At 60.0% G+C, this 23,899-nt stretch carries 21 protein-coding genes and 1 pseudogene; 12 read left to right on the plus strand and 10 right to left on the minus strand.

Annotated elements, in window-relative coordinates:
- Nucleotides 1-61: 61 nt before the first annotated feature.
- Together rho and trxA are read right to left on the minus strand one after the other, a co-directional pair.
- On the minus strand, nt 62-1,318 hold the full coding sequence (gene rho, locus ACUNV4_RS15810; protein ID WP_430879549.1) for a transcription termination factor Rho: 1,257 nt from the start codon (nt 1,316-1,318) through the stop codon (nt 62-64).
- 381 nt (nt 1,319-1,699) lie between these two features.
- On the minus strand, nt 1,700-2,026 hold the full coding sequence (gene trxA / locus ACUNV4_RS15815) for a thioredoxin TrxA (RefSeq protein WP_430879609.1): 327 nt from the start codon (nt 2,024-2,026) through the stop codon (nt 1,700-1,702).
- Nucleotides 2,027-2,262: 236 nt separating this feature from the next.
- Between trxA and ACUNV4_RS15820 the strand changes: the two are divergent.
- From ACUNV4_RS15820 to ACUNV4_RS15855, 8 genes and pseudogenes are all read left to right on the plus strand, one after another.
- Nucleotides 2,263-3,555, plus strand: a pseudogene (locus ACUNV4_RS15820) (DEAD/DEAH box helicase); the annotation flags it as partial.
- A gap of 460 nt (nt 3,556-4,015) precedes the next feature.
- The gene (locus tag ACUNV4_RS15825; protein WP_430879550.1) at nt 4,016-4,219 is read left to right on the plus strand and encodes a cold-shock protein; all 204 of its coding nucleotides are present in this window, start codon (nt 4,016-4,018) and stop codon (nt 4,217-4,219) included.
- Nucleotides 4,220-4,392: 173 nt separating this feature from the next.
- Nucleotides 4,393-5,055: a protein-L-isoaspartate O-methyltransferase family protein gene (locus ACUNV4_RS15830; protein ID WP_430879551.1), complete on the plus strand. Its 663-nt coding sequence runs from the start codon at nt 4,393-4,395 to the stop codon at nt 5,053-5,055.
- Between the two features lie 9 nt (nt 5,056-5,064).
- Nucleotides 5,065-6,414, plus strand: a complete 1,350-nt coding sequence (locus tag ACUNV4_RS15835) for a TolC family outer membrane protein (RefSeq protein ID WP_430879552.1) — start codon at nt 5,065-5,067, stop codon at nt 6,412-6,414.
- Nucleotides 6,415-6,425: 11 nt separating this feature from the next.
- Entirely contained in the window at nt 6,426-7,337 is a 912-nt protein-coding gene (locus tag ACUNV4_RS15840; protein WP_430879553.1) for a lysophospholipid acyltransferase family protein, read from the plus strand.
- The gene (locus ACUNV4_RS15845) at nt 7,334-8,578 is read left to right on the plus strand and encodes a 3-deoxy-D-manno-octulosonic acid transferase (RefSeq protein WP_430879554.1); all 1,245 of its coding nucleotides are present in this window, start codon (nt 7,334-7,336) and stop codon (nt 8,576-8,578) included. The genes ACUNV4_RS15840 and ACUNV4_RS15845 overlap by 4 nt, the downstream gene beginning before the upstream one ends.
- A gap of 132 nt (nt 8,579-8,710) precedes the next feature.
- Nucleotides 8,711-8,908 carry a hypothetical protein gene (locus tag ACUNV4_RS15850; RefSeq protein ID WP_430879555.1) on the plus strand — a complete coding sequence of 66 codons (198 nt, stop codon included), beginning with the start codon at nt 8,711-8,713 and terminating at the stop codon, nt 8,906-8,908.
- Between the two features lie 155 nt (nt 8,909-9,063).
- Nucleotides 9,064-9,252, plus strand: a complete 189-nt coding sequence (locus ACUNV4_RS15855) for a hypothetical protein (RefSeq protein WP_430879556.1) — start codon at nt 9,064-9,066, stop codon at nt 9,250-9,252.
- Here ACUNV4_RS15855 and ACUNV4_RS15860 read toward each other — a convergent pair.
- Genes ACUNV4_RS15860 through glnE form a run of 3 tightly spaced genes read right to left on the minus strand, consistent with a single transcriptional unit; the run spans nt 9,228 to nt 13,326 of the window.
- Complete coding sequence (locus tag ACUNV4_RS15860) at nt 9,228-10,004, minus strand: 3-deoxy-D-manno-octulosonic acid kinase (RefSeq protein ID WP_430879557.1); 777 nt, start codon at nt 10,002-10,004, stop codon at nt 9,228-9,230. The two genes, ACUNV4_RS15855 and ACUNV4_RS15860, sit on opposite strands and share 25 nt — an antisense overlap.
- Nucleotides 10,001-10,252 (minus strand): zinc-finger domain-containing protein, encoded by a 252-nt coding sequence (locus ACUNV4_RS15865; protein ID WP_430879558.1) that lies wholly within the window; start codon nt 10,250-10,252, stop codon nt 10,001-10,003. Before ACUNV4_RS15865 ends, ACUNV4_RS15860 begins: the two co-directional genes overlap by 4 nt.
- Before the next feature lie 38 nt (nt 10,253-10,290).
- Nucleotides 10,291-13,326: a bifunctional [glutamate--ammonia ligase]-adenylyl-L-tyrosine phosphorylase/[glutamate--ammonia-ligase] adenylyltransferase gene (gene glnE / locus ACUNV4_RS15870; protein WP_430879559.1), complete on the minus strand. Its 3,036-nt coding sequence runs from the start codon at nt 13,324-13,326 to the stop codon at nt 10,291-10,293.
- 58 nt (nt 13,327-13,384) lie between these two features.
- Here glnE and ACUNV4_RS15875 point away from each other — a divergent pair, with 58 nt between their 5' ends.
- A complete protein-coding gene (locus ACUNV4_RS15875) occupies nt 13,385-14,443 on the plus strand; it encodes an ABC transporter ATP-binding protein (protein WP_430879560.1) in 1,059 nt (352 codons plus the stop codon).
- A gap of 3 nt (nt 14,444-14,446) precedes the next feature.
- Here ACUNV4_RS15875 and ACUNV4_RS15880 read toward each other — a convergent pair whose 3' ends face one another.
- The 5 genes from ACUNV4_RS15880 to ACUNV4_RS15900 form a co-directional block, all read right to left on the minus strand.
- A complete protein-coding gene (locus ACUNV4_RS15880; RefSeq protein ID WP_430879561.1) occupies nt 14,447-15,559 on the minus strand; it encodes an NAD(P)/FAD-dependent oxidoreductase in 1,113 nt (370 codons plus the stop codon).
- Nucleotides 15,560-15,741: 182 nt separating this feature from the next.
- Complete coding sequence (locus ACUNV4_RS15885; RefSeq protein WP_430879562.1) at nt 15,742-17,175, minus strand: hypothetical protein; 1,434 nt, start codon at nt 17,173-17,175, stop codon at nt 15,742-15,744.
- Nucleotides 17,176-17,369: 194 nt separating this feature from the next.
- On the minus strand, nt 17,370-18,458 hold the full coding sequence (locus ACUNV4_RS15890) for an ABC transporter substrate-binding protein (RefSeq protein ID WP_430879563.1): 1,089 nt from the start codon (nt 18,456-18,458) through the stop codon (nt 17,370-17,372).
- Nucleotides 18,451-19,839, minus strand: a complete 1,389-nt coding sequence (locus tag ACUNV4_RS15895) for a sensor histidine kinase (RefSeq protein WP_430879564.1) — start codon at nt 19,837-19,839, stop codon at nt 18,451-18,453. The genes ACUNV4_RS15890 and ACUNV4_RS15895 overlap by 8 nt, the downstream gene beginning before the upstream one ends.
- Nucleotides 19,829-20,500, minus strand: coding sequence for a response regulator (locus ACUNV4_RS15900; RefSeq protein ID WP_430879565.1), 672 nt, complete (start codon nt 20,498-20,500; stop codon nt 19,829-19,831). The genes ACUNV4_RS15895 and ACUNV4_RS15900 overlap by 11 nt, the downstream gene beginning before the upstream one ends.
- A 168-nt stretch (nt 20,501-20,668) precedes the next feature.
- On the opposite strand from ACUNV4_RS15900, the gene ACUNV4_RS15905 reads away from it, so the two are divergent.
- The 3 genes from ACUNV4_RS15905 to ACUNV4_RS15915 all read left to right on the plus strand — a co-directional run bounded on the left by ACUNV4_RS15905 (nt 20,669) and on the right by ACUNV4_RS15915 (nt 23,762).
- On the plus strand, nt 20,669-21,655 hold the full coding sequence (locus tag ACUNV4_RS15905) for a Bug family tripartite tricarboxylate transporter substrate binding protein (RefSeq protein WP_430879566.1): 987 nt from the start codon (nt 20,669-20,671) through the stop codon (nt 21,653-21,655).
- Between the two features lie 118 nt (nt 21,656-21,773).
- A complete protein-coding gene (locus ACUNV4_RS15910) occupies nt 21,774-22,205 on the plus strand; it encodes a tripartite tricarboxylate transporter TctB family protein (protein ID WP_430879567.1) in 432 nt (143 codons plus the stop codon).
- A 15-nt stretch (nt 22,206-22,220) separates the two neighbouring features.
- Nucleotides 22,221-23,762, plus strand: a complete 1,542-nt coding sequence (locus ACUNV4_RS15915; protein WP_430879568.1) for a tripartite tricarboxylate transporter permease — start codon at nt 22,221-22,223, stop codon at nt 23,760-23,762.
- Nucleotides 23,763-23,899: the final 137 nt, after the last annotated feature.

A 23,899-nucleotide genomic window follows, 5' to 3' on the forward strand; every position in this document is an offset into this window, starting at 1 on the left:
AGTCTGACCGATCGCCTCGAGTCGCCTGCCCGGCAACTCGGCGATCAGCCTGCAGCGCGGTTCAGCGCTTCATCGAGTCGAAGAATTCGTTATTGGTCTTGGTCTGTTGCAAGCGACCGAGCAGGAATTCAACGGCTTCGATCTCATCCATGGAATGGATGAACTTGCGCAGAATCCAGGTCTTCTGCAGCTCTTCGGGATCCATCATCAGTTCTTCACGACGTGTGCCGGAACGATTGATGTTGATGGCCGGGAAAACACGCTTTTCGGCAATGCGTCTGTCGAGGTGCAGTTCCATGTTGCCCGTTCCCTTGAATTCCTCGTAGATGACTTCGTCCATCTTGGAACCGGTATCGACCAGTGCCGTGGCAATGATCGTCAGACTGCCGCCCTCTTCGATGTTGCGTGCCGCACCGAAGAATCGCTTGGGACGGTGCAAGGCATTGGCATCGACACCACCGGTGAGTACCTTGCCCGATGACGGTACGACCGTGTTGTAGGCTCGCGCCAGACGGGTAATGGAATCGAGCAGGATTACCACATCCTTCTTGTGCTCAACCAGTCGCTTGGCTTTCTCGATGACCATCTCGGCGACCTGCACATGCCGTGCTGCCGGTTCGTCGAACGTACTGGATATGACTTCACCCTGCACCATGCGTTGCATTTCGGTGACCTCTTCCGGTCGTTCGTCGATCAGCAGCACGATGAGGTAGGAGTCGGGAGAATTTGCGGCAATACTCTGCGCGATGTTCTGCAACATGAGGGTCTTGCCCGCCTTCGGAGGCGATACGATCAGACCACGTTGCCCCTTGCCGATGGGCGCTGCGAAATCGATGATGCGAGCGGTGATGTCCTCGGTGCTGCCATTGCCTCGCTCCATGGTGAAACGTTCATTGGCATGCAGCGGTGTCAGGTTCTCGAACAGGACCTTGTTCTTCGCCTGCTCTGGCGGGCTGAAATTGATTTCATCAACCTTCAGCAGCGCGAAATAGCGCTCACCTTCCTTCGGGGGTCTGATCTTGCCGAAGACCGTGTCCCCTGTGCGCAGCGCAAACCGGCGAATCTGGCTGGGTGAGACGTAGATGTCATCGGGTCCGGCCAGGTAGGAGCTGTCTGCCGAACGCAGAAAGCCGAACCCGTCCTGCAGGATTTCCAGAACACCGTTGGCGAAGATATCCTCACCCTTGCGCGACTGTGCCTTCAGGATCGAGAAGATCATGTCCTGCTTGCGCTGACGCGCAACACTCTCGACACCAATGGTCTGTGCAAGCTCAATGAGCTCGGTCGGATTTTTTTTCTTGAGATCGGTCAGGTTCATACACGGAATGCGCGGGAAAGCCTAGAAAGGCCGAATAAGGGGATGGCCACAGGGGGTGGCAGATCAGTCTCGGATGAGGCGTATTTCAGAATACTGGTTACGTGGCGCGCGCCTGGAGATGGCGGGCAGCAAGACGTCCTGTGGGTAACTTAGCACGATTTCTGTCGATGAGTCCAGCGATTGCCGGCAAACCGGCTTCTGGCGTGGATTTTCCGAGGATACGGAGCGGGATTCTCGTTTTCCCGATAAAACCGATGGAATAACTGGAACCGTCTTGATCCGATTATTCCGGGCGTTGAATGATCGACAAGCGAAAATCAAGCCAGACACCCCGTTCGAGCACTCCTTGCAGAGGCTCGAATGGGGAAACTTCAAGGGATATCAGGCGTTTTCGTCGAGGAACTGTGTCAGCTGAGCCTTGTTCAGCCCACCGATCTTCGTGTTTTCGACTGCACCATTCTTGAACAGCATCAGCGTGGGAATGCTGCGAATGCCATACTTGGGTGGTGTATTGGGATTCTCGTCTATATTCATCTTGACGATTTTCACTTTTCCGGCGTAGCCAGGAGCCACGTCTTCCAGAACCGGTGTAATGGCCTTGCACGGCCCACACCATTCTGCCCAGTAATCAACGAGAACCGGAGTATCGGATTTCAACACTTCTTCTTCGAAGGTCGCATCAGTAATGGGAGTAATATGGTCGCTCATTTGCACCTCTGCTTGAAACATGTATGGCGCCAGCCACGCAACAGTGGCGCGACTGGCCTGGAAAATTCGACAGACTCCGGATACCTACAAGCCCGGGTCGAGAATGTTTATAGTGAGTTGTCCGAGGTGTCCCTGCTGAACGAGGACACTCAGCCGTGCCACCGCGCGTCTGTGCAAGGTCGACAATCAGCCCCACGACGGGTTTCAATTTTATCAGATCGCATCGCACACATCGCATGACAACCACAATTGCAGACTCACCATCTAACACTCCGGAGAACACCGGCATCAGCACCTTCCGCGAACTCGGCCTGCCCGAGCAACTGCTGCAGGCAACCGACGAGCTCGGTTTCGAGTCCTGTACCGAAATACAGGGTCTATCACTACCGGTCATCGCTTCAGGTCAGGACATCGCCGCTCAGGCGCAGACAGGTACCGGCAAGACCGCCGCCTTTCTGCTCGGCAGCTTTGCCCGACTGCTGACACAGGATGGAGGCGAGAGACGTAAAGATCAACCTCGCATGCTGGTCATTGCACCCACCCGGGAACTGGCCATGCAGATCAAGAAAGATGCCGATTCGCTCGGCGCACATACCGGTCTCAAATCCGCAGTGGTCTATGGTGGCATCGATTACGACAAGCAGAGAAAGGAACTGGCTGGCGGTGTCGATGTGCTTATCGGCACGCCGGGTCGCCTGATTGACTACTTCAAGCAGAAGATCTTCGATCTGAAGAAACTGGAAATCATCGTGCTCGATGAAGCCGACAGGATGTTCGATCTGGGATTCATCGCCGACATTCGATTCCTGCTGCGACGCATGCCGCCTCCCGGTGAGCGTTTGAGCATGTTGTTTTCGGCCACCCTGTCGCATCGGGTCATGGAGCTGGCCTATGAACACATGGACAACCCCGAGGCCATCAAGACAGAGACCACCGGTGTCACAGCGGACGGTGTGAAGCAGTCGCTCTACCAGCCGGCAACCGATGAAAAGATTCCTCTGCTGCTGGGACTTCTGGACACGCTGAAACCGGCCCGCGCCATCGTGTTCGTCAACACCAAGCGTGCTGCCGAGAAGATAGAAAGCTATCTGTTGGGCAATGACATCGCCTGTGGCACGCTCTCCGGCGACGTGCGGCAGAGCAAGCGTCAGAAGATCCTGGCCGATTTCACCTCCGGCCAGCTGCCGCTGCTGATTGCCACCGACGTTGCCGCACGCGGTCTGCACATCGACGATGTCAGCCATGTCTTCAACTACGACCTGCCACAACAGGCGGAAGATTATGTGCATCGCATCGGTCGCACGGCGCGAGCAGGCACCCAGGGAATTGCGGTCAGCTTCGCCTGTGAGAACTATTCCTTTTCCCTGCCTGAAATCCAGGAGTACATCGGCCAGAGCATTCCCCTGGAAATGATCACCGACGAGCTACTGATAGAACCCAGACCACCCAAACGCATCGAGCGGGATCGGGTCGGCAGTTCGCAGGGCGGCAGAAACGGCAAGGGTGGCAAGTCCGGACAGAACAGCCGTGGCAAGGGCGGTCGCAGCAACAGCAGCCGCAAACGCAGCGGCTCCAGCGACACCCGCTCCGAACGGTCGGAGAAAACCGCCGCGCCAGGCAAGGACAAGGCTCCAGCGGCCACGGTGAGTACAGACTCTGCCGCGGGGGCGCAGGATGCCGGCGCTGCAGAGAATCGCAAGCCTCGCCGTCGTCGCAGACGACGCAAACCGGCAGCGGCCTCGGAATCCGCAACATCCTCCACGACCAGTCCCGCCGACTCGGCAGGCAAGGCCGGCGACAAGGATTAGAACGCCTGTACGAACATCGGCGAGACGTCAAAAAAGGTGGCTCCCGTCACCAAAAGCAGTAGACTGAACCGGGACAGTCGGTATCGATCCGGATTGCCAGCCGCCGCACAGCTGCACCGCCACGGGCAATTGTGCAGACAGGTACCTGTCTGTCTCCATCGACAACACGAGAGGCAAGGACATGGCGACAGGTACAGTCAAATGGTTCAACGAGTCCAAGGGATTCGGGTTTCTGACACAGGATGACGGCGGCGATGATGTCTTCGTCCATTTTTCAGCCATCGAAGGCGAAGGCTTCAAGACGCTGAGCGAGGGCCAGAAAGTGACCTTCGAGGTCGAAGCCGGCGCCAAGGGCCCCCAGGCGACGAGCGTCATCGCACAGTAGGTCGTATTCCTCCCCTCATTCATGAATACCGCTCACGAATGACGGACAGAGCAAGCTTGTTACAGCATGGTACGACTGGAGCGGCTGCTTGCCCTATAATTCGACCCGGATGGCGCTTTGCTGGATGATTTCGCGAGCGCTTCGGATTCAATCTCAGACTACCTGGCACTCCAATGGATCTACAGCAAGCCCGCAGCAACATGATCGAACAGCAGGTACGCCCCTGGGACGTACTCGATCAACGTGTTCTCGATGTTCTATCACAGATCCCTCGCGAGAATTTTGTCGACCCGTCCCATACCGGCGTTGCCTACAGCGATTTCCAGCTGCCGATCGGACACGGCCAATCCCTGTTCAAGCCGACCGTCGACGGCCGTCTGCTGCAATCCTTGCTACTGCAGGTCACGGACACCGTTCTGGAGATAGGTACCGGTAGTGGCTATCTGACCGCCTGCCTGGCGCGGCTTGCCAGCCAGGTAGACAGCATCGAGATCATCCCGGAACTGGCACAGGGTGCCACTGCCCGGCTGCAGGCCCTGGGCATCAGCAATGTCGCCGTGCTGCAGCAGGATGCCACGGCGCCCTGGGATGCCCGCGACAGTTATGACGCCATCGTCCTCGGCGGAGCTGTCCCTTCCATCCCGGATCTCTACCGCAGGAAGCTCGCTATCGGTGGACGCCTGTTTGCCATCATCGGCGAGCAATCGAGTCCGGCCATGGAAGCCATTCTGCTGACTCGCGTGCGCGACACGGAATGGAGCCAGGAGAGCCTGTTCGAAACCCGCGTAGACCCGCTGGTCAATTTCGCCTCCGAATCTCCCCGCTTTGTCTTCTGAATGATTCCTGTGAAAACACTGATTGATCCGAGCACGACACGCCCCCGAGTTGCCGCCTGTCTGGCCTGTTCCGCCCTGCTGGCACTGCCCCTGCTGTGGAGCAGTGCAGCCAGTGCGACTGATCTGGAAGACGTCTACGAGCAGGCTCGCCAGTACGACGCCGAGTATTCCGCAGCCCGTTACGATCTGGAAGCTGCGCGTCAACTGATACCGACGGCCCGATCCTCTTTCCTGCCGCAGCTGGCCTTTGGCGCCGAGGCCGGTTTGACGACCCTGGCCGATGACGGAGAAGGCCCTTATGAGGATACCGCGCTGTCACTGTCGCTGAGTCAGACCCTGTTCAACCGCGCTTTCGGCAAGACGCTGGACCAGGCGGAGATCACCGTCCTGCAGGCCGAGGCACAATACGCTGCACTGGGGCAGGCGTTGATACTGCGAGTGGCCACGGCCTATTTCGAAGTCCTGCGCTCTCAGGCCATCGTCGAGTTCAGCCAGTCCGAACTGGAAGCCATCAGTCGTCAGCTGGAGCAGGCTGAACGACGCTACGATGTCGGACTGGTGCCGATCACCGATGTTCGCTCGGCCCAGGCACAGCATGACCTGGCCGTCGCTCAGGAAATCGCTGCCTCCAACCAGCTGTCCACAGCGCGCGAGGCACTGGTGCTGATCAGTGGTGTGAATACCGAATCCCTGGCGCAACTGGCCGACGACCTGCCATTGCTGCCACCGGAACCTGCCGATATCGATGCCTGGGTAGACCAGGCCCTGGAGCAGAACCTGGAACTGCTGATCGCCCGTTACGCCGAGGAGAGCAGCACCACTCAGGTCGCCATCGAGCGCGCCAGTCGTTACCCGACTCTGGATCTGGTTGGTACTGCCGCGTCCAACACGACCGATCAGACACTGCGCAGCGATTCCGATGTGGCAGAAATCAAGTTGCAGCTGAGCGTTCCCATCCTGACCGGCGGACGCATCAACGCACAGGTTGCCCAGGCGCGCGCCGAGGCGCTGTCAGCGGGCGAACAGCTACTGGCTCAGGAGCGTGCCACCACCCAGCAGACCCGGGATGGCTACCGCGGTGTGCAGGCGTCGATCAGTCGTGTCAAGGCATTACGCCAGGCTCTGGAATCGACCCGCAAGTCTGCCGAGGCCACCGAAGCCGGTTTCCGCGCCGGCACGCGCACCTCCGTGGAGGTGCTGCAGGCATTGCGTGACACCTTCAGCGCTCGGTCGGATTATGCCGGTGCCCGCTACGACTACATCATCAACACTCTCAACCTGAAGGCGGCATCAGGCACGCTGTCCGAGAGCGATCTACTGTCGGTCAACCGCTTTCTGGCCGAGCCCGAGTCCGACTAGGGTCCGGGCGCTTGTCATTCAAAGCGCGAGACTACCTCGCGCCGCGTCACTGGCCGACGTGGCTGGGATTCGCTCTTTTCTGGTTGCTGACTCGGCTACCCTACCCGGCTGTGATGCGCATCGGCCGCGGTCTCGGCCGAGTGATGTACCGTGGCTTTGCCAGTCGCCGGCGAGTCACCATGATCAATCTGCAGCTGGCCTTCCCGGAATTGTCCGACAGCGAGCGTGAGACCATGGCCCGCGCTGCCTTTGCACATCTGGGCATGGCTATCGGCGAGACCGCCTGGACCTGGTATCGCTCCGTTCGGCACATCAGTCCGGTAGAGATCACCGGCAAGCATCATGTCGATGCCGCACTGGCCCGAGGCAAGGGAGTCATCCTGTTGCAGGCGCACTTCACCCTGCTGGAAATGTGCGCGGCCGTTGTCGGCTCACACTGGCCGATACGCGCTGTCTATGACAGCCCGAAGAATCCGCTGTTCGCCGCCAATCTGCTGAAACACCGGTCGCGCCACCTGGAAGGCATGATCGACAACAAGGGGATCCGCGAGATGGTCAGGCGGCTCAAGCACGGAGAGATCGTCTGGTACTCTCCCGATCAGAGTGTGGCCGCCTCCCACGGTGGCATCGAGACCCGCTACTTCAATCAGCCGGTACTGACGACCGGTGGCACTGCGCGCATCCTGCGCATGACCGATGCCACCATCATTCCCTTCATCCCCGAACGCAAGCCGGATGGCAGCGGCTATGTCTTCGCCTTCCAGCCGCCACTGGCGCTCGACGCCAGCGACCTGACCCAAGCCACCCAGCAGGTCAACGATCACCTGGAGGCTCAGGTTCGCACGCAACCGGAACAGTATCTGTGGGCCCACAAGCGATTCAAGCCGCCAACTCCTGACCACCCCAACCCCTACAAGCGATGACACCGCCGTGGCGCTATCGGCTGCTGGTACGCGGACTGAGTCCTCTGTTGCTCGCCTATACCGCCTGGCGTGCGGCCAGGGACGGTGGCTGGCGTTACTGGTGGCAGCGGCTCGGCGTCTACCGGCAAGAAGTCGGCTCTTCTGCCACCCGCGACACTGAAGAGACTCTCTGGGTCCATGCCGCCTCGGTGGGCGAGATCATGACGGTGCTGCCTCTGATCAGGGCCTGGAAGACGCAATGTCCCGACACGGTCTTTCTGGTCACCACGGGCACGCCCACCGGGGCTGCCGTGCTGCAGAAACAGGCCATTCCCGACCTGCGGCATCAGTACCTACCCGTTGATTTCCCAGGCGCAGGCAGACGCTTCGTGGCCCAGTTGCGAGCGCGTCGTGGCTGGATCGTCGAGACCGAGATCTGGCCCTGGCTCTATGCACATTGTGCGCATGACAATATCGAGCTCACCCTTGTCAATGGGCGATTGTCGGATCGCACCAGTACACAATCGACAGGCCTGCTGGCCAGCAGTTATCGACAGGCTCTGTCCGGTGTGCAGGTGCTGGCCCGCTCGCAGAACGATGCCGAACGCTTCGTGGCTCTGGGCGCGAAGGCCACTCGGGTACAGGTAGCGGGCAACCTGAAGTACGCCGATTCGCCGATTCCCGACAGTGCCGATCGGCTGCTGCAACGCGACTACGTACTGGCAGCCTCCACCCACGATGATGAAGAGCGGCAACTGGCCGAGGCCTGGCTGGCACAGGCCGACGACGAACAGCTTCTGGTCATCGCGCCACGCCATCCGGAAAGAGGCCGTGCCATTCAGCGCGATCTGCAAACCCTGGGTATTCGGGTATCACTGCGTTCTGCCGGTGAGCAGCCTCGCCAGGACGAGAGAATCCATCTGGCAGATACCCTGGGAGAAATGCAAGCCTGGTATCAACATGCAGACTCCACTTTCGTCGGCGGCTCGCTGATCGAGCGAGGCGGACACAATATGCTCGAACCTGCGCGTCACGCCTGCCCTACCGTTGTCGGTCCGCATACCGGCAATTTCGATGACGTCATGCAATTGATGCGTGAGTCCGATGCCATTCACGTCGTCGACACGGCCGATCAGGTCATTCGCTTTCTGCTCGACGCCGCTGATCCACAATCGAGCTACCGCGCCATGGGACAACGCGCCCTGGCACTGTCCGAAGACAGCCGGCGGGTACTGCAACGCTACCTGCAGCTGCTGAACTGAGCAGCAGGCCTCGAATCGGACTTTCTCCGGCGTATTACCTGAATTTAACGTACCGACTGACGATATACGTTGAATATCATTTGTATATACACTAAGATTCGTTCTCCCATCAATCAGACAAGAGAAATCGTCATGTCAAAAGTATCCAACAAGAAAGCCAAGTCCATCGCCAAGAAGCTGGCTCGCAAGGCAGTCAAGAGCGTTGGCGTGAAGTCCAAGAAGAGCAAGGTCGTCAAGAAAGCCACCAAGGCTGCTCTGAAGCCCGTCAAGAAAGGCAAGAACGGCAAGGCACGCAAGGCTGCTCGCAAAGTTGCCAAGAAAGCGAAATAAGCCGTCGGTTTGCTTGAACCGTGATCAGGTTGACCAATGACCTGATCCTCCGCCATCCGGCCTGCTGGCCGGATGGAAGGTTCGTTTCATAAACCGGCACAGTCGTGATAACGTCACCGCTGGCGTGACGCCAACATCAGCCAGGCGATCCCGGAATGCCCAAAGAAAACGGTACCAAGAAGGCCAAGAGCAACAAGGAAGCACAGCTGGTCATTCGACTGGACAAGGAACTGCGTGATCAGTTCGTGGCCGCCTGCAAGGATGTGGACACATCCGCATCACGTGAAATCCGGCGCTTCATGAAAAACTATCTGCTGCGTTACGAACGCGGGGAAATCGACTGACGCAGGGTCTCTCGCCATTGCTGTTCCAGCATGGCAAATCCGCTGGCAGAATCCACACCATCAGCCGCCACCTTCAGGATCGATCGGCGCAGGCGGTCGATATTGGCCTGGCACCAGCCGCTGGCCGGGTCACCGGCAGGCAGCGGGCGATGCCGCGCCCGATCAAAGTCGATCAGTGATACCCGAGCCGCATCATCAAACAGGATGTTGTGCGCATTGAGGTCCGCGTGCAGCACACCGGCAGCATGCATTCGGGCAATCACGTCGCCCGCATTCTTCCACGTCAGTGCTTGTGGCTCCCGATGTCCAGCCTTGCCGGACAGTGACTCGGCAAGAGTCTGACCGTCTATGCGATGGGTCACGAGACTCGCCTGATAGAAGGCGCCACGCCGCACCACCCTGCAGGCATGGGGTCGAGACACCGCTAATGACAACTGGCAAAGCTCCACCAGAACGGCAAACTCGCGCATCGCCCGGGTCCGCTCCAGCCCGGTGTACAGATAGTGCTGCCTGCTCAATTTCTGCGCCAGACCACCGCGGCGATAGTGGCGCAACACCAATGGCTCGTCATTCAGGGTGAAGAAGAAGGTATTGCCCCGGCCGGCGCCCGCCTGTCCTGTCAGCAACTGTCGCTGGGCCAGTTGCACCTCATCGAAGACGATCGGGTCGAACGGCAGAGGCGAATCCGCACAATGGCGCCAGACGACGCCGGGAAATCGTGCAGGGTACTCCGTGACGATGGAATCGCTCAAGCGTCAGGTGCTGATTCCGCACGCTCGGCACTGCCGTCATCCCCGGCAAGCCTTGCGGCTGTGACGGACTTTTCGGTAACCAGTCGATAGACCGTGCCACAGTAGGCGCAGGAGGCTTCCGGAGAATCGTCCAGGGGTATGTACACGCGCGGATGACTGTTCCACAGCGAGCTGTCAGGTGTGGGGCAATGAATCGGCAATTCGTCTCGGGTGACTTCAACGAATGTCTGGGCGTTGGGCTGTTGCATGAACCTGTAGACCTGTGAAAAGCATTCAGGGCGCTAGTCTACTGCATAGACGCTGGCGCCGGTCCGAGCACGCGCGTCTTCAACTCGATGACATCGTCTCGCAGCCGGATCAGCACATCGTCCAGTGGCACTGTCGACGACGCTTCCTGCAGTGCCTGCCGGTGCAGGCGATCGCGCAGCTCCAGATAGCTGTCTCGCATCAGCCGAACATCGGCTTCGTCCATCAACTGCAGCCCTTCCACAACGTCCAGTACGCGAATGTTGTCAGTGTAGCTGAGCAGTTCCGGGAACTTGGCGGAATACGCCAGTACCAGATACTGCACGATGAATTCGATATCGGCCACCCCACCAGCATCCTGCTTCAGATGCATGACGTCGCTCTGGTTGGTGCCCAGAGAAACCCGCATGCGTTCGCGCATGCTGGCCACCGCTTCGCGCAGTTCCGATTCGGAGCGGGGCTGCGCCAGGACTCCCAGACGTATCTGCTCGAACTGCTGGCGCAGGGACTGGCTGCCCAGCACCACGCGCGCGCGCATCAGGGCCTGATGCTCCCAGGTCCAGGCATCGCCGCGCTGGTAGTTGCCGAAAGCCTCCACGCCAGTGACCAGCACCCCTGAACTGCCATTGGGGCGCAAGCGCAGATCAATGTCGTACAACACGCCGGCGGGCGTTGTGGTGCTCATGAAGTGCACGAATTTCTGCGCCAGACGCGCATAGAACACCGAGTTGTCGATGCTCTTCTCACCCGCCGTCTGCTGCGAACCGCCACAGCTGTCATGCAGGAACACCAGATCCAGATCGGACCCGAAGCCCAGCTCCAGGCCACCCAGCTTGCCATAGGCGATGATGCCCAGGCTGGTATCGCGCCGACCAGCCCCGTCATCTTCGTGTGGACAGCACTGCGGTGCGCCGTGCCGGGCAAGCAATGGTGCCTTGACCAGCTCCAGCACCACCTCTATCAGCGCCTCGGCCAGCCAGCTGAGCTGGTCACTGACCTGCATGAGGGTCAGCGTGCCATCGAGCCTGGCACAGGCAAGTCGCATCTCGCGGCTCTGCCTGTAGTGGCGCAGGCTGTCCATCTGCACCTCCAGATCGGCATCCCGCAGGCGTTCCAGCTGTTCCAGTACATTCGTGCGCACCGCCTCGCTGTCCGGGTACAGCACGGCGCCGGGGCCGATCAGCAGCTCGTCGATGACCATGGGCTGGCGCAGCACGAAATTCGCCAGCCAGCGGCTCTCCGAGAACAGCTTGACGAGTCGTGCCAAGGCCGCTGGCTGGTCACCCAGCACCTGCAGATAACCACTTCGACCGGCGACGGTTCTGACCAGAGCCAGACAACGCACCAGAGTCGCTGACGGGGCCGCCGTATCCAGCGAATGCAGCATGATCATCGGCACCACGCGCTCCACCCGCTCCTTGCTTTCCGCTGTCAGACGCTGATAGAAACCGCCACGGCTGATGCCCGACACCGCACTCAGCATTTCCTCATCGGGCTCGAAGCCGCACTGGCGCAAGGCGGTGCCGCGTTCCTCATCGTCGACATCCGCCGTACTGATGAATCTCCAGGTCTCTTCCACACGTGCCTGGCGCACCTCGAAGGACGCCTGTCCCGAGTTCTGTTCCGAGGCCGCCGCGTCCGATGAGCTGTCACCGGGTTCTGGCGTGCTGCTGCCGACAGCCTCTTCCACTTCGAACAGACCGGTGAAACTCTCCGAGACACATTGCTGATGCACTGCCAGCGTCTGCTGGAAGGTCTGCCAGTCCGGCGCATCCATGATGGCGATCAGACGCTGTCGGTCTTCATCGTCGTCCGGCAGGCTGTGCACCTGTTCGTCGCGCATCATCTGTACCGCATTTTCCACGCGCCGCAGGTAGGCATAGGCGGCCAGCAGGCCATCCACTTCCTCCTGTTCCAGCAGTTTCTGATGAGCCAGTTGTTGGAGCACTGCCACGATGGAGCGGCTGCGCAGTCGCGTATCTCGACCACCGCGTACCAGCTGGAAGGCCTGACCGATGAACTCGACCTCACGAATACCGCCGGCTCCCAGCTTGATATTGTCCTTCAGTCCTTTCTGCCGTACCGACAGGGCAATCTTGCGCTTCAGATCTCGCAGGGCGTCGAAAGCGTTGTAGTCCAGATAACGGCGGTACACGAATGGTGTGACCAGTGCCTGGTAATCCTCGATGTCTTTCGGCAGACCGGTGATTGCACGCGCCTTGATCATGGCGTAGCGCTCCCAGTCACGCGCCTGCGTCAGGTAGTAATTCTCCAGCCCATCGAGATTCATCACCAGCGGCCCGCTCTCGCCAAACGGCCGGAGTCGGGTATCGACGCGGTACACGAAGCCATCGACGGTCGTATTGTTGAGCAGACGGGTCAGTCTCTGCCCGAGTCGGCGGAAGAATTCCGAGTTGTCGATCACACCCTTGCCGCCTTCACGCCCTGTGGTTTCACCGGAATCGGCAAACAGGTAGATCAGATCGATGTCGGACGAGACATTGAGTTCGTAACCGCCCAGCTTGCCCATGCCGAGAACGATCAGGCGCTGCGGCCGACCATCGGCACCAAGTGGCTCGCCGAAGCGCTCGACCAGTTCCTCATGCGACCACTGCTCAGCGGTGATGACGCAGGCATCGGCCAGTATGGACAGATCTTCCAGTGTCCGGAACAGCTCCGCCACGCCGGTGAGATCGTTCCACAGGATGCGAAACAGCTGGCGATGCCGAAACTGCCGCAGCACCTGCAGCTGGGCGGTTTCCCGTTGCTTGCTGTCCGGCGTCACGGCAGATTTCTCCAGCACACTCTGCCAGTCGGTCTGGACTTCGCTGCGCAGCTCTTCCAGCGTGGGCGACGGCGCATCAGGCAGCAGGACACCCTGCTGCAACAATCGCTGCACGGCTGCCGGGTATTGCAGAGCCACCCGCAGCAGATAGGGGCTGGCCGCGCAGACCAGCAGCAGCCAGCGCTGCAGCAGGTCCCGTTGGGCATCGTCCGGTTCAAGGGATTGCAGAACCTGCTCAACCTGCTCCTTGACGGCAGGAGTCACCCATTGTGTCGAATAGTCGCTGCGCACGGTCTGACGATGCCTCTTCCTGGTCTTCAAAGGTGAATGGTTCGGGTATCATGCCGGCATGGCAAACCAGCTGGCACTAGAACACATTTGCGTCGACATCGATGGTACTCGCATCATCGACGATGTGTCATTTTCACTCGAACCCGGCGATATCGGCTGCCTGCTGGGCCCCAGTGGCTGTGGCAAGACAACCCTGCTGCGTACGATAGGCGGATTTCAGGCCCCCTCGGCCGGGTCCCTGTCGATAGCGGGCGAGGCGGTAGCCAGTGCCGAACGGCAGGCCTCTCCCGAGGAACGCCGGGTCGGCATGGTCTTCCAGGATCTCGCCCTGTTTCCCCACATGAGCGTGCGCCGCAATGTCGCCTTCGGAATCAGTACCCAGCCACGCAAGACCATCGATGCCCGTGTCAATGAGCTGCTGGAACTGGTGGGCATGCAGAACTTTGCCGATGCCTACCCGCACCAGCTCTCCGGTGGTCAGCAGCAACGAGTGGCGCTGATCAGGGCCATGGCGCCGCGGCCGCCCGTGCTGTTGCTCGATGAGCCCTTCAGCAGCCAGGATACGGAAAGACGGGTGCAACTGGCCCATGAGGTGCGCGAGATTCTCAAACGCGACGGCATTACTGCGGTACTGGTCACCCACGACCAGTACGAAGCCTTTGCCATCGCCGACCATATCGGCGTCGTCTCGCAGGGCCGGCTGCGCCAGTGGGACGATGCCTACAGTCTGTATCACACCCCGGCAGACCGCTTTGTGGCGGATTTCATCGGCGAAGGGGTGTTTCTGTGTGGCAATACCCTCGATGACAATGTCATCCAGACCGAACTGGGCACCATTCACGGCGAGCTGAGCGAGGATGTGCCCCCGGGGCGTTTGATCGAGCTGCTGGTACGACCCGATGACATCATCCATGACGACAACAGTCCCAACAAGGCCACTGTCGTCGCCCGTGACTTCCGCGGCGCGGATCATCTGTACACCCTGCGCATGCCCGGAAATACCCGTCTGCTGTGTCTGGCACCCTCGCATCACAACCATCCGGTGGGTGAACAGTTCGGCATTCGCCTGCAGCTGGATCACCTGGTGATCTTCGACCGCCAGGAAGATGTTGCCTGAGGCTCAGGCCTCCAGCAGCTGTCCAACCTCTCGGGCAATGGCCAGACTGGCGGTCAGACCCGGGGATTCGATCCCGAACAGATGAATGAGCCCCGGCATGCCATGCTGGTGCTGCGTGTGAATCAGAAAATCCGGATACAGCTCTCCATCGACACGGATCTTCGGACGAATGCCGGCGTAGTCCGATGCCAGGGCATCATCCTGCAGACCCGGCCAGTACTGACGCACGGCTGCGTAGAAACCCGCTGAACGCGCCGGGTCGACCACATAGTCCTCGCTATCGATCGGTTCGACATCCGGCCCGAAGCGTGCCTGGCCACCCAGGTCGATAGTGATATGAACCCCGAGCCCACCCGGTTCGGGCACCGGATAGATCAGGCGGCTGAACGGCGCTCTGCCGGAGAGCCGAAAATAGTTGCCCTTGCTCAGTACCGGAGTCACCTGTGCTGCAGCGCCATTGCCTGGCAGTTTCGCGGCGAGCTCACAGGCACCATGGCCAGCGGCATTGATCAGATAGCGCGTGGTCAGCGACATGGCATTCTCGCCTCCGACTTCCACCCGAAACTGCCCCTTGTCGCTCTCATGCTCCAGCCCGACCACCGGTGAATGCGTTGCCAGCACGGCTCCGTGCCGTTCGGCATCACCCAGCAGCGAGAGCATCAGGCCGTGACTGTCGACAATACCGGTGGAAGGTGAATGCAGGGCTGCCAGACAATGCAGCTGTGGCTCCATGGCGATAGCCTCGGCAGCGCTCAGTTGCCGGATGTCAGTGACACCGTTGGCCATGGCGCGGGACTTGATGGATGCCAGTTGCGCTACCTGTACCTCGCTGCTTGCCACGATCAGCTTGCCACAGCGGGCATGATCGACATGATGCTCACGGCAATACTGGTACAGGGCTTCGCGACCGGCCAGACAGAAGCGCGCCTTGAGACTGTCAGCGGCATAGTAGATGCCGGCGTGAATGACCTCGGAATTCCGGGCACTGGTCACGGTTCCAAATGCCGATTCGCGCTCCAGAACCAGGACATCGCGTCCGGCAGCCGCCAGTTCTGCCGCAATGGCAAGCCCCACCACTCCGGCACCCATGACGATGCATTCGCAATCTGTACTCACTGACTCTGCATTCCCTGATGAACAGCCAGCCACTGTATCAGACTACGGGAAGCGGACTCGCGCACGGCGCTCGCAGCAAGCGCCTCGACAACGTGTCGTGTCGTGCCGTGCCGTGCCGTGCCGTGCCGTGCCGTGCCGTGCCGTGCCGTGCCGTGCCGTGCCGTGCCGTGCCGTGCCGTGCCTCAGAGAGGCTGAACCAGAAACGGGAAATTGGCTGTTGCAACCCCACCCTGTTCATCACTGGCCCAGGCATAAAGCCGATAGTGCCCGGGGTCTACCGGTGCAAGCAGGGTGACGCCATGCCGATCATCGGCACGGCTATGGTCACTGAATTGCGTTGCCACGCTGTCAGGCCTCGCTTCAAAGTGTCCACCATGACTGCGCAGCTCGACTTCCTTGCGCACCTGCCAGCGAACCGTCAAGTCATCGCTGTCCGGATCGCTGACCTGCAGGCTGGCTGTCAGCCGGGACGCGGGAAGCACCGAGACACTGGCGCCAGCGACCTCCCCGTTCAGCGTCAGCCCCCATGCCGATGGTGCCCGATGGCGTGGGTACTGCCCGGTCCAGAGTCGGCTCAGTTCGTCCACGGCCGCCGTGCGCCCTCCCTCTTCGGTGAACAGACCATACCAGGTGGGCGTGCGTTCCTGTTTATGCCCCCACAGGAAGGCAAACCCTCCCAGTAGTTGCCCCTGCGGATCATGCAGTCCGGCCTGCTGCATGCGTTCGACCAGACCGACAGCCTTTGCTCCACTGGGTTCCTCGATCTCACGACCCCACTGCGTGGCTGGCATCTCCCAATGCCCCAGCGGACCGAACTCGGTCACCATGTAGGGTAGATTCACCGCCAGACCCTGAACCAGGTCGGGCACCACCGGTAATGCGCCATAGGCCTGGAATGAGAGAAAATCGAGTGCCGGCATGGCTTGCAGTGCCAGGGCGACATCCTCGGCCAGTGTCGCCGTGAAGGCAAAGGCCACGGTGGCAGGATGATCGGGGTCCTGCTCGTGAATGTAATCGAGAACATCGGCCATGGCCTCATACACGGCCGGGTCAGGCTGTACTGCTGCACCGTCGGCACCGATCATCAGATTGGGTTCGTTGGCAATGATCCAGCCCAACAGGCCTGGATGAGAGCGGTAGCGATCGATGCTGGCTTGCAGAGCCTTCAACTGACGGGCAACGGCCTCCTCATCCTGATAATCGAAGCCCTGCAACTGCTTCTGCATGTCCAGGCCAACCAGCACCTTGAGGCCGTGGCGTTGCGCGGCGGCCAGTTGCACATCCAGATGCTGCGTACCCCAGGTTCGAAAGGCATTGCCTCCTGCCTCGGCAAGCCGGGCAATACCGGCCTCATCCGTATAGCCCATGCCGGCACCGTGCACGACAAAGGGCTTGCCGTCCACCTGGAGTGTCCAGTCCTTGCCCGACTGCAGCAATTCCACCTTCGAGCCGGCACTGGCTACCGTCATTGTCTGCGCAGGATTGCCCTGACCACCACCCTGCAGGGCGTCGTTCGCGGCAGCAGGGGCGCCGCTTGTCGCCGCCGGGCCAGCTTGAGCAGGCGATGCGGATACCCACAGGGACATGACAAGGAACAAACGTCTGGAGAGTTTCAAGGACATCCATCGATCAGTGGCAAGTTGGCCTCATTCTACAAGCCGCCGCGCTGACTGCCTGGCAACAGCCAATGACAGCATGGCAATCGCCTTCAATGACTCAAACTGGCCTGCTCGGATCGACCTGCTCGCGTTCGCCTGCTCGCGTTCGCCTGCTCGCGTTGGCCTGCTCGCTTTGGCCTGCTCGAATCAAGCTACTCGCGTCTGCCTGACTGCAACACCATCTTCTCGCGCCACTGACGTATGAAGATCTCGCGTTTCATCTGATCCAGCCCGACCAGCAGTGTCGGAGACAGGCTGATTGGCCTCAATACAGGTACGGCCCCTTCAAGAGAAGGAAAATCCGCCATGTCATTGTCATCGAAGGTGGCAATCAGATGCGATTTCTGCAGAATGGTACGCCCCTGATCGGATAACAGAAAATCGAGAAAGGCTCGCGCCGTATCCTCCTGCGGTGCACCTTGCGGAATCAGGGCACCGCGTGACAATGTCAGCGTATAGTCCTGCGGACTGACAATACCGATACGCGGATCCAGCTCCGCCTGCGCCAGTGCATACGAGCCGAGAACGTTGTAGGCTACCAGAAAACGTCCTTCAGCCACGGCATCGATAAGCTCGGCCGAGCAACAGGTGGCAACTGCCCCGGTTCTCCCGAAGGCCTCGAGCAAGGCACCAAACGTTGTCGCCTGTTGCGAATCGGCAAAGGCGAACAGATAGCCCAGACCGGAAAGTTCGATATCGTAGGTGGCCACACGTCCGGCGAAACGGCTGTCATGGGGTCGCAGCCTGTCCAGCAGATCGAAACGGCTGAGCGGTATCTCCTCCTCGCGCAACTCGTCCCGGTTGTACACCATCACCGCGGGCTCGAGGGTAATGCCGAACAACTCGTCTCTCCAGATGGCGTGAGCAGGCAGGCGTCGCGTATAGACCGAACGATGAGCGATGGCGCACCCATCGTTGACCAGCTTGACCTGCTGATCAACCGCAGAACTGATCAACACGTCCGCGCTGCTTGATGACTGCTGACATTCCTTGCTGGAGCGAAGATACAGCGCGTTCGAACCCCATTGTTCATAGCGAATGCGAGTATCGATGCTCCTGTCCAGGAATGCCCGCATGACCGGAGCAAACAATTCGATATCGGTGCTGCCCCTCACCACCAGGGTGCGAATGGCATCGTCAGGTCCAAACTCACCCACCTCTTCCTGCGCCGGCAGAGGCGCAGGCAGGCACAAGGTCAGCATGGCAAGGCAATGACAAAGCAGGTTTCTGCAACTATGCATCACTTCCCTTCCAGTCAGCCGGAAATACCATCGACACCCTGAATCCGCGGCTGTCATCCGAGGAAAAACGCAATTTCCCATCATGAGCCCTGAGCACCTCCTGCACGATCGCCAGACCAATGCCGGTACCAGGCCTGGTTGTTGCCACGTCTGCCTGCACGAACCGCTCTCCGGCCCGCAACTCGGTCTGTATCGGTATGCCTTTCCCCTGGTCCTGTATGGCCAGAACCACTTGGTCACCAACGGCCTCGACCGTCAGAGTGACCGGCGCTTGACCATGCACAAACGCGTTGTTCACCAGATTCTTGCAGGCTTCTCGCAGCGACAGGGCATCCCCTCGCACCCACACCGCGAACTCCGGCAGCTGCAGCCGCAATTCACGTGCGCGTCCCTGACTGTCGATATCGAATTCGTCGGCTGTTTCCATGGCCACGGTGCGCAGATCGACTCGAGTACGCACAACGGAATCGTTGCGGTGGATGATCAGGGCGCGATTGAGCAGTTGATCGGTCAGGCGACTGAGACTGCGACTGCGTGCATGAATACGCTGCAGAGACAGCGACAGGGCAGCCGGATCGGACTCTTCGGTGGCCAACTCTGTCTGTGCTCGCAGGGCGGCAATCGGCGTGCGCAGTTGATGTGCAGAGTCGGCAATGAGATTGTTGGTTGTCTCCATCTGCCGCTCCAGACGTGACATGAATCGATTGATGGCATTGACCACAGGTGTCAGCTCACTGGGCACCGCCACATGCAGGGGAGTCAGATCACGAGGGTCCCGGGATGAGAAACTGCGCTCGATGCGATAGAGCGGGCGCAGTGCCGAGTAGACGGCAACGATGGCCAGTATGGCCATACTGAGTCCCACCACGGCAACCACCAGGACGGCATTGCCGACCAGCTCCTGCGCCAGGGCGTTGCGTGCCCGCATCGTCTGGCCGATCAATACCTGAATTGTGCCGCTGAATGCACGCTCGGCAAACCGTTTCGACAAGGCGATCACGCGAATCGGCTCATCGTTGTATTCCAGATTGTAGTAGGCCAGCTCCTGCGCCGCGTCATCGGGAATGACCAGTGAATCGTAGCCGGTCAGTGTCTGGCCATCATGTCCGATGATTCTGTAGACCACGCGGTCCTCCGGCGCCAGAGCCAGCAGCTCGAACGCCGAAACCGGAATATCGACCATGACCCGCCCATCGATCACACTGGTACTGGCCACTACCTGCCTGGCTGACCCGAGCAGCAATCGATCATACGCAGTCTGAGCCGCCTGCCTGCCGTAGGCCAGTGCGGCCAGACTGACCAGAGCCCCACCGGCAATCAGCAACAGCGAGATCGACAGCGCCAGGCGTCTTGTCAGCGAGGTACGCTGATCAGGCTTCATCGACAAGCTGATATCCCAGTCCTCGCAAGGTGCGAATGGACACACCGCTGCCACTCAGCTTGCGCCGCAGGCGTGACACATACAACTCTATCGCATTGGTCCCGACATCGGCCTCATCGAAGGAGAACATGCGATTGAGAATATGTTCCTTGGAGGCCACACGACCACGCCGATCCAGCAGCGCTTCCAGCAGACTGAACTCTCGCCGTGTCAGGGTGAGCTCCTGACCGTTGCAGACCAGAGTCTTGCCGGCAACGTCGATGACCAGTGAACCGAACTCGACGACGGTATCCCGCACCGTTGGCGAACGCCGGTGCAAGGCGCGTACACGCGCCTGCAATTCACGCAGATCGAACGGTTTGGTCAGATAGTCATCGGCACCACCATCGAGCGATGCAACGCGCTCCTCGATGCCGAGTCTTGCGGTGAGCATCAATACCGGGGTGGTATTGCGTTCACGTCGCAGTTCTCTCAACAGATCCTTGCCACTGCCATCGGGCAGATTGATGTCGAGAATCAGTACATCGTATTGCTGCAGCGAAAGACTGCTGCGTGCCTGTTTGAGGTCGAAGGCGCAATCCAGCGTATCGCCTGCCCGGGCGAAACTCAGTGCGATCGCCTCGGCCACATCTGCAGTGTCTTCAACCAGTAACAGTCGCATGTGATCAGGGCTCCGAACGGCTTCGAGAGTGCGGTTGTCGCCAGCAATGCGGCAAGGATTGTCTCTGCGGTGACAGGCTCATGACAGGTTCAAAGTATAAAACATACGACAAGCCGTCACAGCTGAATTGCTGGGATGGCTGAACTGACTCACCAAAGGAAATCTGGAATGACTATCACTCGGAACAAGAACAGACTGCTGCTGGCGTCTCTGGCCCTGCTGGCCAGTACATCCCTGCATGCCTACGAACCCGAAAACACCGAATGCATCGCCCCTGCCGATCCGGGCGGTGGTTGGGACTTCACCTGCCGTCAGGTGGGCAAGACGATGCAGGATATCAAAGCCATACCGGGCACTTTGCAAGTCACCAACATGTCTGGTGGCGGTGGCGGAGTCGCATTTGCTGCGGTCGTCAACAAGCGCAGTGACGACAACGACCTGATCGTCGCTGCCTCCTCGGCAACAGCCACCCGTCTGGCTCAGGGAGCCTACCCCGGCAACGACATGAGTCAGGTACGCTGGCTGGGTTCCGTTGGCGCCGACTACGGCATCATCGCCGTGGCCAAGGACAGCCCCGTACAGTCCTTGAACGAGCTGCTCGACCAGATCAAGGCCGATCCGCGCTCGGTTGCCATTGGCGGAGGTTCGGCAGTGGGTGGCTGGGATCACCTGAAAGCCCTGCTGGTTGCCACCGAGGCGGGTATCGAAGATGTTCGCACTGTCAAATACGTTGCCTTCGACGGGGGTGGTGAGGCGATCACACAGGTACTCGGTGGTTCGCTGCAGGCCTACACCGGTGATGCCTCCGAGGCCAAGGGTTTTGTGGATTCAGGAGATATTCGCATCATTGCCGTACTTGCCCCTGAACGTCTCGAAGGCGATTTCGCCTCATTCCCGACAGCGCGAGAACAGGGCATCGACGTGGTCGGTGCCAACTGGCGCGGCTTCTATGCCCCCGGCAACATGAGTGACGAGGCTTATGACTACTGGGTGGAGACAATCGGCAAGGTCTACGCGTCTGACGAGTGGAAGCAATCCATGGCAGACAGTGGTCTGGCCCCACTGGATCTGCAAGGTGCCGAATTCGAAGCCTTCGTGGCCGATTCGGTTGCCTCGATCACCGAGTTGTCCCGGCAGATAGGTCTCATCAAGTAGCTGACCCGGAGCATCTCACGCTCCTGCCCTGGTCGGCATGCCTCGCCCCGTCCTTTCTCGGGCGTGGCGTGTCGACCTCTCGCCACAAATCACCCACGTTCCATCGGAGGAATACATCATGAGCGACCGAATCTTCGGTGGCATCGGACTCCTGTTCGCACTACTGTTCATCTGGGCGGCCTTCCATATCGAGCTGAGCTTCATCTCTGACCCGGTCGGACCAAGAACCTTTCCCATCATTCTCGCCGTGGTCATGGCAGTGGCCAGCCTGGTCATCATCATCAAACCCGATGTGAGACCGCAATGGCCCCGAGCATCGCGTCTGCTGGAGATTGCAATCGCCGCCGGTGTCATGGTGGCCTACGCACTGGCATTGCCGGAGGTCGGATTTCTCATCGCCACCGCCGTGGCATCGGCATTTCTGACATGGCGTCTGGGCACGCAGCCATTGTGGTCTCTGGTATCCGGCACGCTGACCTCCATCGGCATCTACACCGTATTTCATCTGATTCTCGGACTGTCGCTGGCGCGCGGTCCCTTCGGATTCTAGGGAGCACCATTTCTGATGGAATCACTCAATTCTCTGCTCCATGGCTTCGCCGTGGCTCTGACGTGGCAACATGTCTTTCTGGCCTTGATGGGCTGCTTTCTGGGCACCATCATCGGCGCCCTGCCCGGTCTGGGCCCATCCAATGGCGTGGCCATCCTGATCCCTCTGGCCTTCACTCTCGGCCTGCCCCCGACCGCTGCCATGATCCTGCTGACCTCGGTGTATTACGGTGCCATGTACGGCGGGCGCATCTCCTCGATACTGCTCAATATCCCGGGCGATGAGCCTGCATTGATGACCACGCTCGATGGCTATCCGATGGCACAGCAGGGGCGCGCCGGAGAGGCCCTGTCACTGTCCGGAGTGGCTTCGTTCGTCGGTGCCTTTCTTGCTACCTGGGGGCTGGTATTTCTCGCCCCGCAACTGGTCAAGGTAGCCTTGCTGTTCGGACCTGCCGAGTACTTTGCCCTGTTCACACTGGCCTTTGCCACCCTCGGTGGCATCACGTCGAAGAACCAGGCCAAGGCCGCGTTTGCCGCCGCTCTGGGCATCATGATCGCCATGGTGGGAGTCGATGGGCAAACCGGTGTGCCACGTTTTGCCTTCGGCGGAGTCCATCTGTATGACGGCATCGATTTCCTGGTCGCCATTGTCGGACTCTTTGCCCTGTCAGAGGTATTCCTGTTTCTGGAACACCGTGGCGACGGCACGGGTGAAGGTAAATCGTCCAGTGTCGGCATCGGCCGCATCACGCCGTCCTGGAAGTTGCTGAAGAGCTGTACGCCCACCATGTTGCGCACCTCATTCATCGGTTTCATCGCGGGTGTCCTGCCGGGCGCCGGCGCCTCCCTGGGTTCCTTCATCTCCTATTCGATCGAAAAGAAACTGGTCGACAAGGAAGGCACCTTCGGTACCGGCGACCCCCGCGGCGTGGCAGCGCCTGAAGCGGGTAACAACGCCGCGGCCGGTGGCGCACTGGTGCCCATGCTGGCCCTGGGTGTACCCGGGTCAGGTACCACGGCGGTCTTGCTGGCCATGCTGCTGGCGCTGAACATCACACCGGGTCCATTGCTGTTCATCTCCAATCCGGATGTGGTCTGGGGTCTGATTGCCGCGCTGTTCCTGGGCAACTTCATGCTGCTGGCCATGAACATTCCCATGGTGGGACTGTTTGTCCGGGTTCTTCTGATCCCACCACGCATACTGATGCCCATCGTCGCCATGATCTCTTTCGTGGGAATCTACGGCATCTCGGGCTCGACCTTCGACCTGATGGTCATGATTGTCTTCGGTCTGATGGGCTGGGTACTGCGTAAACTGGATGTGCCTCTGGTACCGGTGATTCTCGGCATACTGCTGGGCAACAACATGGAAGACAATCTGCGTCGCGCCATGACCATCTCCGATGGCGACTGGAGCATCCTGCTGGGCTCACCGCTGGCAATCGGTCTGTGGCTGGTGTCCATCATCGGTTTCATCCTGCCCATCCTGCTCGGCGGACTGATTCGTCGCCGCATGAGAATGCGCCGCGATGAGGTTGGTGCAGTGCAGGACTGATCCATCGTCAACCCGTCTGACGATCAGACGGCAGGATGCCCCTGCGTGATGCAAGGCCCAGGCTTCACGGGGCAGGGACGCCCCGGAAGACTTGCTTGTGGAACCAACTCCAGCAGGTACGCCCCGGAGGACTTGTG

The organism is Granulosicoccus sp. 3-233 (assembly GCF_052681095.1).